Below are 13,615 nucleotides of genomic sequence, written 5' to 3' on the forward strand. Positions count from 1 at the left end.
CCGGCCGGACGGAGCCACGGCGGCGGGACGTCCAGGCCTGCCCCAGCGCGACGGGCGGCCCGCGGCCGAGCCCTTTTTCGTCTTCGGCAACAGTTGTGCATCGACTCTGCTCGACCCTGCGGTCTCGCGGTAGGGTCGACGCATGGGATCGACTGCGAGCGACGAACTGATCAAGACGTGGGTGACCGGCTGGTCCTCGGCCCGGGGGTACGACAGCCGGCACGAGGGTCGCGTCCACGCCGCCTTGCGGCACGACACGATCGGCGACTGGGAGTACGTCATCCACGAGCCGTCGATCGGTGAGCTCGCCGCCATCGCAGAGACGCTCAGGAAGCACCCCGCGCGGAGGCTGACCGTATTCGTCGAGGACGCCGAGGGCTTCCTCGGGGCGACCGGCGATCTCGCCCTCGCCACCGTGGACGCCAACGAGGTCCTGATGGTGACCGACATGGGCGAGCAGGACGTGGAGCTTCCGCGGAACCCGGAGGGCTTCGTCCTGCAGACCGAGCGCGACGGCACACGCGCCTACGTGTCCGTGCACCTCGAGGACGATTCGGCCGTCGTCGCCGCGAGCGGCCACGTCTCCGTCGTGGACGGGTTCGCCGTCTTCGACCGGATCATCACGGCCCCCGAGTACCGCCGCCGCGGTCTAGGCTCGTTCGTCATGCGGGCGCTGGCCTCGCTGGCCCTGGAGCACGACGTCGACGAGGGCCTGCTCGTCGCGTCCCTCGACGGCCAGGCCCTCTACGGGTACCTGGGCTGGACGCCGCTGGGGGCCATGGTGACGCTGGAGGCAGCGCAGAGCTGAGCAGCCGACCCGCTCCCAGCGACGGGCCGACCGGCGCACCGGCCGCTTCGGGACCTACTCCGGGCGGAGCGAGTGCGTTCCAGGTCAGCCATGGTTCGCTGATCCCCCTGCTCGGGTCCGGCCCGGCCCCCGAGCAGCTCCTGCACACCCAGATCCTCCCGGCCCGCGACGCCGTCCACGGCCCCTGGCCCGACTGGGCGGACCCGCGCATCGTCGCAGCCTACGAGCGTCTCGGCGTCCAGCAGCCGTGGCTCCACCAGGTCCAGGCGGCGATGGCAGCGCACGGCGGCGAGCACGTCGTCGTCGCCACCGGTACCGCCTCCGGCAAGTCGCTGGCCTACCAGCTGCCGGCCCTCAACCGGATCGTGTCGTCCGCCGAGGCGGCGCCGAACGGCGACGGCGCCGTGGTCCTCTACCTCTCCCCGACCAAGGCACTCGCCGCCGACCAGCTCGCGGCCGTCGGCGCGCTCGACCTCCCGCACGTGCGGGCGGCGACGTACGACGGCGACACCGAGCGCGGCGAGCGGCGGTGGCTGCGCGACCACGGCAACTTCCTCCTGAGCAACCCGGACATGCTCCACTACGGGATCCTGCCGAACCACGCGTGGTGGGCCCGGTTCTTCAAGCGACTGGCTTTCGTCGTCGTCGACGAGGCCCATAGCTACCGCGGCGTGTTCGGCTCGCACGTCGCGAATCTGCTGCGCCGGCTCCGCCGGGTGTGCGCGCACTACGGCTCCGACCCCGTCTTCATCGGCGCGTCCGCGACGAGCGCGGAGCCGGCTGAGTCCTTCGGCCGACTGATCGGCGCCCGGGCGACGGCCGTGACCACCGACTTCTCGCCGCACGGGCAGACGACCGTGGCCCTGTGGGAGCCGCCGCTGACGGACGCCAAGGGTGAGAACGGGGCGCCGCGCCGGCGGACGTCGATCGCCGAGACGTCGGACCTCATCGCCAACCTGGTCTGCGAGCGCGTCAGGACCATCGGGTTCATCAAGTCCCGGCGCGGAGCGGAGACGATCGCGTCGATCACGCAGAGCATGCTCGACGAGGTCCACCCGGAACTGCGCAACCGCGTCGCCGCCTACCGCTCGGGATACCTCCCCGAAGAGCGGCGAGAGCTCGAACGCCAGCTGCGCTCGGGCGAGCTGCTGGCCATCGCCTCGACCCCGGCACTGGAGCTCGGCATCGACGTGTCGGGGCTGGACGCCGTCGTCGTGGCGGGCTGGCCGGGGACCCGCGCCTCCTTCTACCAGCAGATCGGGCGCGCCGGGCGCGCCGGGCAGGACGCGTTGGCGGTCTTCGTCGCCAGCGACGATCCGCTGGACACGTACCTGGCGCATCATCCGGAGGCGATCTTCGAGACGCCGGTCGAGGCCACGGTCTTCGACCCGGCGAACCCCTACGTCCTCGGTCCGCACCTCTGCGCGGCCGCGGCCGAGCACCCGCTGCGGCGTGAGGACGTGGACCTGTTCGGGCCGACCGCGGGCGAACTGCTGGACCGGCTGGTCGAGCGCGGGTACCTGCGGCGCCGGCCCTCCGGCTGGTACTGGACGCATCCGGAGTCCGCCGCCGCCATGGTCAATCTGCGGGCCGACGGGGGCGGGCCGGTGAGCATCATCGACGCCGACACCGGCAGCCTGCTCGGGACCATGGACTCGCCCCAGACGCACTACCAGGCGCATCCGGAGGCCGTGTACGTCCACCAGGGCCAGACGTACATCGTCGAGGAGCTGAACGAGCAGGACCACTGCGTCCTCGTCCGGCGCGCCAACCCGAACTACTACACGCAGGCCCGGGACATCACCAGCGTCAAGGTGCTCGACGTCGAGACGGCCGCTGACTGGGGCTCCGTGCGGATGCACTACGGGGATGTCCGGGTCACGACGCAGGTCGTGGGCTTCCAGCGGAAGTCGGTCTCCAGCAACGAGATCCTCGGGGAGGAACCGCTGGAGCTCGAACCGCGGGACCTGGACACCAAGGCGGTCTGGTTCACCGTCTCCGAGGCGGACCTGGTCTCGGCCGGCGTCGCCCCGGACGAGGTCCCGGGAGCCCTGCATGCCGCCGAGCACGCCGCGATCGGTCTTCTGCCCCTGGTCGCGACCAGTGACCGGTGGGACATCGGCGGAGTGTCCACGGCCATGCACGCCGACACCGAGTCGCCGACGATCTTCGTCTACGACGGCCACCCCGGCGGCGCAGGGTTCGTGGAGCGCGGCTACCAGCGGGCCCGGACATGGCTGCTGGCGACACTGGAGGCCATCGAGGCCTGCGAGTGCGACTGGGGCTGTCCCTCGTGCGTCCAGTCGCCGAAGTGCGGCAACAAGAACAACCCGCTGAGCAAGGCCGGGGCCGTCGCTCTCCTGCGCCGGCTCCTGCGCGACGCCCGGTAGGGGCGTGCACGCCGGTGCCCGGCGCGGACGGCCGGTCACCGGGGCGGGGCTCAGTGGTCTCCCTCACGAGGGCTCCACGGGGTCGGCGGCGGACCAGCGCGCGACGCGCCCGTCGCCTCCAGACCGGGAGGCCCGCGGCCCGGCCAGGGCGCCCACTCGCCGACGAGCCGGATCGACGTCACCACGTCGACGATGCTGCCTCCGCTCCCGCTGCGGGCGCAGGAGACGAGCACGGCGTCGTTCCGCTGGGCGACATCGGCCGCCACGGTGCAGGGGTCCCCGCTGGCCAGGCCGCGGGCCGCGTCGGCGGCGGCCAGCGCCGCGAGGTCTGCCGCCGACGCCGCCCGTGTCGCCTGCACGGCCACGTGCGCGACGACGAGCACTGCGGCGATCGCGAGGGCGATGGCCGCGACTACCGAGACCATCAGCACGGTGCCCGAGCCACGTTCGGCGCTGGGCGGGGAGTCAGCCGGCATCGAAGGACGCCTCCGTCCTGGCCTGCGCCGTCGCCTCGAGGGTGAGGAGCTCGGCGCCAACTCCGGGGATCCGGATGCTCCGGCTGATGCTCGCGGTGCTGTACTCCGCCCCAGGCGAGATGCTGATGCGGGCGTCGCCGCCCGCATGGCGTCGGGCCGCCGCCGTGGCGGTCTCGGGGCTCTCCCCGCGCGCCAGTTCGCGCGCGGCCGCTCGAGCGCCCTCCTCGATCTGGATCTGCCCGACCCCGACGGACCCGATGCCCAGCCCGACAACGAGCAGGACCGCGATCGCGGGGAGCAGCACCGCCACTTCGGCGGTGCTGCTCCCCCGATCACCCGGCTCCGCGGCCCGGCCCTCGGACACTGTCCGCCGGACCACGACCGTCCCATCGCCGCCCGGGGCGTGCCGGGCCGGATCGCCGCCGAGGCGTCGCCGGGCGGTCCAGGCTCTGCGCTTCATCTCGGTCTCCTCGCTCTACGGTTCGTCGGGCCGGGCGCGGGCCCCGTGGGGGTCAGTAGGACAGCGCCTTCTGGACGAGGCCCATCAGCAGCTCGCTGACGTCCCCGCTGGACAGGACGGTCACGAGCACGCCCGCGAATGCCACTGCGGCCAGGGCGACGATCGCGAACTCGGCGGTGGCGATCCCGTGCTCGCCGGCCCACTCCGGTCCGGCGAAGGTGAGTTCCTCCGTGCCGCCGGGCTCCTGGAACTGCGCGAGGTCGACGATCTCCGCGTTCTCCTCGGTCGGTGCTGCTGCTGTTGCGTGCTGCATGGCTCCTGCCTTTCATCGATGCTGCGGCCAGCGGTTCCGCTGGTCTGACTCCAGCCTGCTCCCGCGCGGCTGGCGCCGCGTCCCCAGCGTGTCCGGCTCTGCAGAACTCTCGGTCCCGGTGCGGGTGTGGAGGACGAGTCGAATGCCGGGGTCGATCCGCGCGCTCCCTTCCCGGGGCCCGGCGGATCAGAGGTCCGGCATCATCGAGATCACGAGCGGCAGGATCCCAATGCAGACGAAGGCGGGCAGCGCGCACAGCCCGAGCGGAACGACGAGACGGACACCCAGTTCGGCGGCGCGGCGCTCCTCCGCGCGCACCGACGCGCGCCGGTGCTCGGCAGCCGTTGTGCGCAGCAGCTTGGCGGCGGCGGCCCCCGAGCGGTGCGCGAATCCGAGGGCCTCGGCGAGCGGCCGGAAGGCGGGAGGCGCCTCGGCCCAGGCCCGTTCCCACTCCACCGACGCCAGCACGGCGTGGGCGACCCTCGCCAGGGGCTCGCACCCGGGGACCACGCGGGAGAGCGTCGTCAGCACCCCGGACACGGGCTGTCCCGCCTGCAGCAGGCCAGCGCTGAGCTCGAGCAGGAGCGGGACATCGGCCTCGCCCACGGGGACTGCCCCGGCCCCGTGACCGTCCGGGGCCGAGGCCCCCGGGCCGGGCGGGCCGCCCGCCCCGGCGCGGCCAGTCGTCCCGGGTAGCGCCTGCCCGACGCCCCCGAGCCCGGCGTCCCGTCCGGCCCCTCCGCCCTGGCGTCGCTGCCAGCCGGGGGACGGCCCCCATGCGACCCACACCGACACCGCCGCGGCGACGGCGGCGACGACCACCAGCCCGCTCATCGACGCCTCCACGGCTCTCCGGGGCCCGCGTCCCGGCGGGCCCCCGCTCTCCGGGCGGCTGCGGCCGAGATGCTGGGCGGTGCCGAGCGGCCTGGTTCCGCGGTGCCGTTCGCTCTGCGCAACAGCCTCCGCGTCCAGGCGTGATTGAGGAACCAGAACGCCAGGCCCGCGGCGAAGCTGAGCTGGGCGAGCGGATGACCCAGGAGCAGGTCGACGGGCCTGGCCCCGAGCAGGACCGCCAGCAGGAGACCGACTGCTGGGAGGCCTGCGAGCAGGCGCGCCGTGGTCCGGGGCCCGGCGAGTGCGGACTGCCGGGCCCGGTGGAAGTCGTACGCCGCCTCGATCTGCTCGGCCAGTCGTTCCAGGAGCGCGGCCAAGGGCGCCCCGGTCTCCTCGCTGAGGCGCAGGCACCAGTGCACTCGTTCCCAGACGTGCCCGTAGGGGGTTCGCTCGAGGTGCCGGCGGATCCCCTGGGAGGAGGGCCGGCCCAGCGTGTGGGCGGTCCGCGCCGCCGTGGCGGCGGCCACGATGTCGTCCCGCCGGCGATGCTCGCGGGCCTCGCCCCGCGGGCCGGACGACCAGGTACTCCCGAGCATCTCCCACGCCTCGGCCGGCACCCGCCCTGACTCGAGGAGCGCTGCCAGCTGGCGCAGGGCCCGCGTGTGGGCCTCGACCTCCCCGTTCCCGCCCCGGGCCAGCCAGGCATCCTGCAGCCTGCTCGCGGGACCGCAGGGGGCGGCTCCGGCGTGCGCTGCCGGGCTGATCCGTCCGGCGGGGCCAGTACGCCCCGCAGCCGGGAGAAGCGGACCGCGGGGCAGCAGGAGCAGGACGGACAGCGCTGCCGCTGCGGCGGCGCAGACGACGAGCAGTCCCTGGCTCATGCGGCGTCCCGGACCGGCTTGAACCGGTGCCGCGGCACGGCGCGTTCACCGGCCGGAGCCTCCGACGGTTCGTCTGCCCGTTCGACCCGCAGAACCTCTGTCGGCAGACCGTGCTCGAGCAGCGGGCCGAGCAGCCGGGGGGCCTCGGCGCTCAGCTCGAGCCGGCCGTCCGCGCCGGTCCGGGCCAGCGGGACGGCCGTCAGCGCGCCGCCCTGCAGTTCGATCGCGGCCAGCGCCTCGGGGCCTCGCCGCGACGCCGCGGGCGTGGTCCGGCCCGCCGCTGCCCGGTCGGCCGCCGGCCCGCCGGTTGCGGCCGGGCGCTCCGTGCTGCGGGGGCGGCGCATATGGACGACGAAGTCCACCGCGCTCGCGGCCTGGAGCGCTGTTGCCTCCGGTCCGAGTCCGGCGAGCGCACCCATGGCGACCAGCCGGGCCGGCACAGCGCCGGGCGAGCTGGCGTGCAGCGTCCCGCCCGCGCCGTCGTGCCCGGTGTTCATGGCGGCCAGGAAGTCGCGCAGCTCGGCGCCTCGGCACTCGCCGACGACGAGCCGGTCCGGCCGCATCCGCAACGACTGGCGGACGAGCTCGTCGAGCGTGACGGCTCCCGCACCCTCGACGTTTCCGGCCCGGCACTGCAGGTTGACCACGTGCGGGTGGTCGGGGGCGAGCTCGTGCGAGTCCTCGACGATGATCAGCCGCTCCCCGTGCGGGGCCGCGGCGAGCATCGCGCTCAGGAGCGTCGTCTTGCCGGAGCCGGTCCCGCCGCTGACGAGGAAGTTGGTGCGAGCGGAGACGATGCTGCGCAGGAGGGGCAGCCAGGGGCTGTCCCTCCCCAGCAGTCCCTCGAGGTGGACCGTGTTGGGCGCCCGGACTCGCACGGAGATCACGGGCCCTCCCGTGGCCACGGGCGGCAGGACCGCATGGACACGGTAAGGACCGACGACGACGTCGCCGCAGGGCTCGGCCTCGTCCAACCGTCGGCCCCCGGCAGCGACGAGCCGGACGGCGAGCCGGCGCACGGCCTCCGCGTCGGGGAATCGGTACTCGGCCCGGTCCAGCCCCTCCGGGCCGTCGAGCCACACGGCGCCGTCGCCGTCGACCAGGACGTCCGTCACGCCGGGCCGCTCCGCGTAGCGCTGCAGCGGCCCGAGGCCGGTCAGCTCCTCCTGGAGGATCCGCACCACCCGGGCCGTGGAGCCGCTGCCGACCACCAGGCCCGACGCGCGGACGGCTTCGGCCACGTCGGCGCCGGTGATCCGCCCGGACTGGGCCAGTGCCCTGGTGCGCACCTCCTCCAGCAGGCGTTCGTCCAGATGCCGGTCCCCGGGTCCCGACTCTCCGATGTTCATGGGTTCACCCCGGCGACGGCCGACGGCGACACCGAGGGAGCGTCGTCCAACGGAGGCCCGGCCGTCGGCCCGTCCGCTCCGCTGCCCTGCGGCGCGCAGACGGAGAGCAGGGGCGCGATCCGGCGCGCCACGGCTCCTCTGGCGACGGTGTGCAGGAGTCGGCCGTCAGCACCTGCACGCTGCACCGCCGGAATCCGGGGAAGGTGCCCGGCGAGCGGGAGCCAGGCGTGCCGGGCGATCGACGGGGAGTCGGCGCCGGTCGGCAGCCGGCCGGTGACGACGGCGTACGCGTGGCCGCCGCGTGAGGCGAGCCGCCCGTCGCCGAGTCCGAGCTGGGCGACCCGCTCCGCCGGGATCACGTGCAGGGTGGTGTGGGCGAGCTCCCGCACCTGCTGCGGCACACCACGGCCGCCGTCCACGACGACGACCTCGAAGGCCCGAGCGGCCGCCGCGAGGACCTCCCGCAGGACGGGTCCCAGCCGGCCCGCGGCTCCCGGGGCCGACGGAGCGCCCTGGCGGGCCCTCGACACGTACGGCCCCGGACGGAACGTCTCCGCGGCGCCGGTCCCGGGACCGCCGAGGCTCGTCATGACGCGCAGGCCCTCGACGGAGGGGAGCATCTCGAGCAGCTGCTGGGGTGGGATCCGGCCGTGCGAATCGACCGTGTCCTCCCAGGTGAGACCGTCCGCGGGGCCGGTCCCCAGAAGCGGCCAGAGTCCCGCCCCGGCCGCGTCGGCGTCGACGAGCACGGCGTCGTACCCCGCCCGTGCCGCGGCTGCCGCCGTCAGCGCTGCCGCGGTCGTCGTCCCTGCACCTCCGCAGGCGCCGACGAACAGGGCGACACGACCATCGCCGTCGGTCGTCGTCAGGGCGCCGAGGTACTCGCCGAGCCACGCCGACGCCTCCGGCAGAACGGCCACGCGTGCCCCGGGATGAAGGGCCGCGGCGCGCCAGAGCCGGGCCTGGTCCGCAGCCGCGCCGGTGAAGACCACGCCTGCCCCGGGACCCAGGCCGCCCGACGACGCGGCCCAGGGGCTGGAACCGCCGTGGTCCGCCGCCGCCGCGAACGAGTCGAGCATGTCCGCGGCCACGAGCAGGACCCCGTCGCCGACGGCGGCCGCCATCGCCGATGCCTCGGCGTGGACGGACAGCTCGACCCCCGCGGCGGCGGCGATCAGGGCGACAAGGTCCGTGTGCGCCGTGTCGGCGGTGAGCAGGTGGCAGCTGGGCTGCCGTCGCGGTCCACCCCGCTGACGGGCACCGGGCCGCCGGCCCGGCTCGCTGGTCCCGGACGATGAGGCGACGAATCTTTGCTCCTTCATGCCGTCAGTCTCCCGCCGGTAGGCCCGCCCGCGGACTCCCCACCGCACGCCCTGTGGACCGGAGGGGGGCGTCGGCCGCCCTGTGGAGGACGAGTGGGCAGGCCGCCGACGCATCCTGTGGTCCGCCCCTGCCACAATGTCCGTGTGCATGCATCGAGCGGGGAGCGCCCGTCCTACGTCGTCGTCGCCGCGTGGTCCGCGGAGCCGGCGCCCGCGCCGTTCGATCTGCGTCGGCTGCCCGAGAAGGAGGACGCGCCGGCACCACGACGGGACGGCCCCGGAGCCGGCGAACCCCTGGGAGCCGTCCTGTTCCTCGATGCGCGCGGCCGTTCGATGCTGCCCGTGCAGTCCTTCACGTTCGCGGATCTGGCGGACCTGGTGACCTACTGCGAGTCACGGGCCCTCCGCTGGGTCTGGGAGTCGACCCGTCGCTGGTACGCCCTCCTGCTCAGCGACTCGCACACGGTCGACCGGGCGTGGGACGTCGGCTTGATCCGCACCATCCTGCAGCGCTCCCCGGTCACCGGTCGGAGCGCCTACGCCCAGGCCCTCCCGCCGGTCGTCGAGCACGACGACGCCAGCGTCCGCGACGCCGAGCACGCCGACAGCCGCCGGGCCGGGCTGGACGCACGCCCGGGACAGGACTCGCTCTTCGCCGCACCGACCCCGGCCGCGACCGGCCCGAGCGTCGAGACGGTGGCCGAGGAGTTCCGGGCCCAGCACGCCGCCATCCCGGCCGATGTCCCGGGCCGCAAGCTCGAGCTGCTGGCCACGGCGGAGACCGTCGGCGCCCTCATCGCCGCGGAGATCCGCGCCACCGGGATGCCGTGGCGGGCGGACCTCCACCGGGCACTGCTGGAGGAGCGGCTCGGCCCCCGGCCCGCCCCCGGGCACCGGCCCGCCAGACTCGAGGAGATCGCCAACCGCCTCCGCGAACAGCTCGACGCGCCCCGGCTCAACCCCGACTCCCCGCAGGAGCTCCTGCGCGCGTTGCACCGGGCCGGGATCGATGTCCGGAGCACCAGCCAGTGGGAGCTCGCCGAGCACGACCACCCCTCCCTCGAGACGCTCGAGCAGTACAAGAAGCTCTCGCGCCTGTTCACCGCCAACGGGTGGGCCTGGCTCGAGGCGTGGATCCACGACGGCCGGTTCTGGCCGGACTACACGGTCGGCGGCGTCGTGACCGGACGGTGGTCCGCGCGCGGGGGCGGGGCCCTGCAGATCCCCGCGACCATCCGCTCGGCCGTGCACGCCGACTACGGCTCCAAGCTCGTGGTGGCCGACGCGGCCCAGCTCGAGCCGCGGATCCTCGCCGCCATGAGCGGCGACGAGGCACTCGCCGCGGCATCGACCGGCCAGGACCTCTACCAGGGCATCGCGAACATGGGCTTCGGCGGGGACCGCAGCCAGGCGAAGCTCGCGATGCTCGGCGCCATGTACGGCCAGACCACCGGGGAGGCGGGCCGGCTCATGGGCCAGCTGAGCAGGACGTTCGGCCTCGCCGTCGCACTGGTCGAGCAGGCGGCGCGGGACGGCGAGGCCGGACGGATCGTCACCACGTTCCTGGGGCGGGGATGCCCCCCGCCGGACGCGGCCTTCGTGGCGGCCCGGCGGGCCGCCAACTCCGTGGACGCGACGGCGGCCGACCAGGCGCGCGCCGACTCGGTCGCCCGCACCCGGGGCCGCTTCACCCGGAACTTCGTGGTGCAGGGGACTGCCGCCGAGTGGGCGCTGTGCTGGCTCGGCCAGATCCGCCACGGCCTGCGCAACCGGCTCCCCGACCTCAGTTCGAGGATCGTGTTCTTCCTGCACGACGAGGTCATGCTGCACGTGCCCAACGCGCAGGTCGACGAGGTGGTGGCCATCGTCCACGAGGCGGCGGCGAGAGCGACCGCCCTGGTGTTCCGCTCCGACCTGGTGGAGACGCCCGTGACCGTTGCGGTCGTCGACTCCTACGACCAGGCCAAATAGCCGCTCCCGCGCCCTCCGCCTCGCAGCCCGGCCTAACGCCGGATGCGGTGCTCCCGGGTCCGGTCCCACGGCCGGGTCCAGCCGAGCTCGTCGAAGATCGAGGAGACCACCATTGCGGTGAAGCCCCAGATCAGCGTGCCGCCGATCCGGAACGCGGGCCCCTCGAAGCGGCGCCCGTCCCGTTCGAGGACCGTCAGCACGCGGTTCCCCGGATCCAGCAGGTCGGCGACCGGGACGCGGAAGACGTGCGCCGACTCCTCCGGATCGACGACGAAGATCTCGGACGGCTGGGCCCACCAGCCCAGGACCGGCGTGACGAGGAAGTCGCTCACGGGCAGCTCGCGATCGACCAGCGTGCCGAGGACCTCGACGCCGGCAGGGTCCAGCCCGGTCTCCTCCACCGCCTCACGCAGTGCCGCGTCGACGACGGACGCATCGGTCGGGTCCACCTTCCCGCCCGGGAAGGCGACCTGCCCCGCATGCTGGCGCAGCGTCGTCGCACGCTCCACGAATAGCAGGTCCAGGTCCTCCGGGACGGCGTCGGAGGCGTGCACGGCGGGCCGGTCGTCGAGCCGGCCGAAGAGGATCAGCACCGCGGCCCGCCGCAGCACCGCCGGGTCGGCCGTCGCGACCCGCGACTCCTCCGGCAGACGGGTATCGGCGCCGCCGGCCCGCAGCGCCCGGTGCCGGGCCACCAGCTGCAGCAGCTGGGCCCGGACGTCCTGGGCCGTGGCGGTCACCGCGGCCTCCTCACGCTCCGAGGCCGTAGCCGAGCTCGCGCAGCTCGCGCCGGGTCCGCCCGGCGAGCAGGTGGGCGAGCAGCTCCTCGCGACCGGGCGCGAGCTCGTACTTCAGCAGCCTTCGCGCCTTCTCGGGGTCTGTCTCGCCCTCGCCGTAGGACGGGCACCACGTCGCGACCGGGCACGCGCCGCAGGCCGGTCGGCGCGCATGGCAGATCCGCCGGCCATGGAAGATCACCACCTGGGACAGCATCGTCCAGTCCCGTTTCTCGAAGAGCTCGCCCACCTCGTGCTCGACCTTCACCGGGTCCTCCGAGGCCGTCCAGCCGAAGCGGCGCGAGAGTCGCCCGAAATGCGTGTCGACAGTGATCCCGGGGACGCCGAAGGCATTCGCCAGCACCACGTTGGCCGTCTTCCGCCCCACGCCCGGCAGGGTGACCAGGTCCTCGAGCCGGGGCGGGACCTCGCCGTCGTACTCGTCCACCAGGCGCTGCGCCAGCGACTGGACGTTCCGGGCCTTGGCCCGGTAGAAGCCCGTGGGCCGGAGGATCTCCTCGAGCTCGGCCGTGTCGGCCTGGGCGAGGGCGAGCGCGTCCGGGTACCTCGCGAAGAGGACCGGCGTGGTCGCATTGATGCGCACGTCGGTGGTCTGCGCGGAGAGGACGGTGGCGATGAGCAATTCGAAGGGCGTCTCGAAGTCCAGCTCCGGGACGGCGTACGGATACGTCTCCACGAGGCCGCGGTAGATCCTCCGGGCCCGGCGCTTCAGCGCCAGCCGGGACTCCGGCTGGGCCGAGCCCGCCCTGCGCTGCGTCTGCTCCGGCATGCGTCAGGCCCGCTGGATGGCTTCGAGGTCGAACAGGAGCCCGATCCGCCCGTCCGTGTGCTGCACCAGCAGGTGGTCGCCGCGCTCGGCGAGCGCCAGGTTCCACTCGCCCGGCTGCACCGCGAAGAGCGGCCGGCGCGTCTCCGGGTCGACGGCGTCGCGCGGGGCGGGGACGGCGAACCAGAAGGCCTCGCTCGGCTCGGGCGCCTGGACCGTCCCGTGGTGCGACGGCGATTCGACGGCGGCGAGGACGTCGTCGCCGCCCGTTCCCGCTCCGCCGGGGACCACCGGGACGCTCGCGGGCGCCGGCGCGGGGTCAGTTTCGACGGCGGGCGCTCCGCTCGTCGCGGCCACGAGTCCCGCGGGGGCGGGCCGCTGACCCGCCCCTCCGGACGGGCCCCCGCCCGCGAGGTCCCCGCGGGCGTCCACCGGACCCCGGGCGGCCGGGTCGATGACCGCACCGTCCGTCCCCGGGGCGCGGCCGGGTCCGCCGGGGGCGATTCCTCCGGCGACGGGCACGCCGGCCGCCTCGTCCGACGACGGTCTCCCGTCCTGCCGCACCGCTCGTGCCGGGTGCTGGGCCTCGGCCGCGGGCACGACGGTGGTCCGCCGCTCCGCCGCGCCCGCACGGCGGGCCACGGGACGCACGGGCCGGGCCAGCAACGGCCCCTCCCCCGGGGCGAAGTCCCCGGCGAACGCACCGATGTAGGGCGCCGCCGTCGTGCCCGCCACCAGGCCCAGTGCACCCAGGAGGCAGAGCACATAGGCGGGGCTCATGAGATTGATCCCCGCGAAGAAGAAGTACGCGGCGGACAGCACGGCCACGACGGACCCGATCTGGTCCAGGGTCAGGGAGGCCCACCGGACGCGCGTTCGGCCGGCCAGACGGCGCCACCCGAACGCCACGCCGACGGCCAGGGGCAGGAGGAAGTAGACGAACTGGTTGAACTGCCATCCGGCCTGGAGCCAGGCGCTCGTGAGCGCCTGCATGAACGCGAACGGGAGGACCGAGCCGACCAGGACCACACCGGCGGACACCACGACCACCAGGTCGCGGAGCGTCCACAGGCCGAGGGCGGCGGGGGCCGGCGGCCAGGCCCCCTCGCCGGCGGCGGGAGCCGGGTCCGCGTGATCGGCCCGGGCCCGGGCGGTGGGCTCCGGCGCCGTCTCCCCTGCCGCCGTCTCCGGGGGCGTGCCCGCGTCCGGGGCGCTGTCGATCCTCGAGCCCATCACCGTCTCCTTGTG

At 74.6% G+C, this 13,615-nt stretch carries 13 protein-coding genes; 3 read left to right on the top strand and 10 right to left on the bottom strand.

The features are described 5' to 3' along the window. Positions 1 to 142: 142 nt before the first annotated feature. Both RIN46_RS10075 and RIN46_RS10080 read left to right on the top strand, forming a co-directional pair. Positions 143 to 808: a GNAT family N-acetyltransferase gene (locus tag RIN46_RS10075; protein ID WP_309081000.1), complete on the top strand. Its 666-nt coding sequence runs from the start codon at positions 143 to 145 to the stop codon at positions 806 to 808. Between the two features lie 98 nt (positions 809 to 906). Next, positions 907 to 3,198 carry a DEAD/DEAH box helicase gene (locus RIN46_RS10080; protein ID WP_309081053.1) on the top strand — a complete coding sequence of 764 codons (2,292 nt, stop codon included), beginning with the start codon at positions 907 to 909 and terminating at the stop codon, positions 3,196 to 3,198. A 50-nt stretch (positions 3,199 to 3,248) separates the two neighbouring features. Here RIN46_RS10080 and RIN46_RS10085 read toward each other — a convergent pair whose 3' ends face one another. The 7 genes from RIN46_RS10085 to RIN46_RS10115 form a co-directional block, all read right to left on the bottom strand. Beyond that, positions 3,249 to 3,674 (bottom strand): Rv3654c family TadE-like protein, encoded by a 426-nt coding sequence (locus RIN46_RS10085; protein ID WP_309080999.1) that lies wholly within the window; start codon positions 3,672 to 3,674, stop codon positions 3,249 to 3,251. Then, complete coding sequence (locus tag RIN46_RS10090) at positions 3,664 to 4,134, bottom strand: TadE family type IV pilus minor pilin (protein ID WP_309080998.1); 471 nt, start codon at positions 4,132 to 4,134, stop codon at positions 3,664 to 3,666. The genes RIN46_RS10085 and RIN46_RS10090 overlap by 11 nt, the downstream gene beginning before the upstream one ends. A gap of 52 nt (positions 4,135 to 4,186) precedes the next feature. Next, positions 4,187 to 4,447, bottom strand: coding sequence for a DUF4244 domain-containing protein (locus RIN46_RS10095; RefSeq protein ID WP_309080997.1), 261 nt, complete (start codon positions 4,445 to 4,447; stop codon positions 4,187 to 4,189). Between the two features lie 186 nt (positions 4,448 to 4,633). After that, positions 4,634 to 5,281, bottom strand: a complete 648-nt coding sequence (locus tag RIN46_RS10100) for a type II secretion system F family protein (RefSeq protein WP_309080996.1) — start codon at positions 5,279 to 5,281, stop codon at positions 4,634 to 4,636. Then, positions 5,278 to 6,162: a type II secretion system F family protein gene (locus RIN46_RS10105; protein WP_309080995.1), complete on the bottom strand. Its 885-nt coding sequence runs from the start codon at positions 6,160 to 6,162 to the stop codon at positions 5,278 to 5,280. The genes RIN46_RS10100 and RIN46_RS10105 overlap by 4 nt, the downstream gene beginning before the upstream one ends. Continuing rightward, positions 6,159 to 7,511 carry a TadA family conjugal transfer-associated ATPase gene (locus RIN46_RS10110; protein ID WP_309080994.1) on the bottom strand — a complete coding sequence of 451 codons (1,353 nt, stop codon included), beginning with the start codon at positions 7,509 to 7,511 and terminating at the stop codon, positions 6,159 to 6,161. Before RIN46_RS10110 ends, RIN46_RS10105 begins: the two co-directional genes overlap by 4 nt. Further along, a complete protein-coding gene (locus RIN46_RS10115; RefSeq protein WP_309080993.1) occupies positions 7,508 to 8,833 on the bottom strand; it encodes a hypothetical protein in 1,326 nt (441 codons plus the stop codon). Before RIN46_RS10115 ends, RIN46_RS10110 begins: the two co-directional genes overlap by 4 nt. A 144-nt stretch (positions 8,834 to 8,977) precedes the next feature. Here RIN46_RS10115 and RIN46_RS10120 point away from each other — a divergent pair, with 144 nt between their 5' ends. Beyond that, on the top strand, positions 8,978 to 10,804 hold the full coding sequence (locus RIN46_RS10120) for a bifunctional 3'-5' exonuclease/DNA polymerase (protein ID WP_309080992.1): 1,827 nt from the start codon (positions 8,978 to 8,980) through the stop codon (positions 10,802 to 10,804). A gap of 32 nt (positions 10,805 to 10,836) precedes the next feature. Here the strand turns inward: RIN46_RS10120 and RIN46_RS10125 are convergent, their stop codons facing one another. From RIN46_RS10125 to RIN46_RS10135, 3 genes are read right to left on the bottom strand one after another with little or no spacing between them, the layout of a single operon-like run. Beyond that, the gene (locus tag RIN46_RS10125) at positions 10,837 to 11,544 is read right to left on the bottom strand and encodes a CoA pyrophosphatase (protein WP_309080991.1); all 708 of its coding nucleotides are present in this window, start codon (positions 11,542 to 11,544) and stop codon (positions 10,837 to 10,839) included. A 10-nt stretch (positions 11,545 to 11,554) separates the two neighbouring features. Continuing rightward, a complete protein-coding gene (gene nth, locus RIN46_RS10130; protein ID WP_309080990.1) occupies positions 11,555 to 12,370 on the bottom strand; it encodes an endonuclease III in 816 nt (271 codons plus the stop codon). Positions 12,371 to 12,373: 3 nt separating this feature from the next. After that, positions 12,374 to 13,600, bottom strand: a complete 1,227-nt coding sequence (locus tag RIN46_RS10135; RefSeq protein ID WP_309080989.1) for a hypothetical protein — start codon at positions 13,598 to 13,600, stop codon at positions 12,374 to 12,376. Positions 13,601 to 13,615 lie beyond the last annotated feature (15 nt).

It is taken from the genome of Zhihengliuella sp., assembly GCF_031178195.1.
In the GTDB taxonomy this organism is placed as follows: Bacteria; Actinomycetota; Actinomycetes; order Actinomycetales; family Micrococcaceae; genus Zhihengliuella.

Bases quoted from the DNA above. Each gene is read 5' to 3' on its own strand.
- RIN46_RS10075 (WP_309081000.1), top strand. From the start codon at position 143: ATGGGATCGACTGCGAGCGACGAACTGATCAAGACGTGGGTGACCGGC.
- RIN46_RS10085 (WP_309080999.1), bottom strand. From the start codon at position 3,674: ATGCCGGCTGACTCCCCGCCCAGCGCCGAACGTGGCTCGGGCACCGTG.
- RIN46_RS10090 (WP_309080998.1), bottom strand. From the start codon at position 4,134: ATGAAGCGCAGAGCCTGGACCGCCCGGCGACGCCTCGGCGGCGATCCG.
- RIN46_RS10095 (WP_309080997.1), bottom strand. From the start codon at position 4,447: ATGCAGCACGCAACAGCAGCAGCACCGACCGAGGAGAACGCGGAGATC.
- RIN46_RS10100 (WP_309080996.1), bottom strand. From the start codon at position 5,281: ATGAGCGGGCTGGTGGTCGTCGCCGCCGTCGCCGCGGCGGTGTCGGTG.
- RIN46_RS10105 (WP_309080995.1), bottom strand. From the start codon at position 6,162: ATGAGCCAGGGACTGCTCGTCGTCTGCGCCGCCGCAGCGGCAGCGCTG.
- RIN46_RS10110 (WP_309080994.1), bottom strand. From the start codon at position 7,511: ATGAACATCGGAGAGTCGGGACCCGGGGACCGGCATCTGGACGAACGC.
- RIN46_RS10115 (WP_309080993.1), bottom strand. From the start codon at position 8,833: ATGAAGGAGCAAAGATTCGTCGCCTCATCGTCCGGGACCAGCGAGCCG.
- nth (WP_309080990.1), bottom strand. From the start codon at position 12,370: ATGCCGGAGCAGACGCAGCGCAGGGCGGGCTCGGCCCAGCCGGAGTCC.
- RIN46_RS10135 (WP_309080989.1), bottom strand. From the start codon at position 13,600: ATGGGCTCGAGGATCGACAGCGCCCCGGACGCGGGCACGCCCCCGGAG.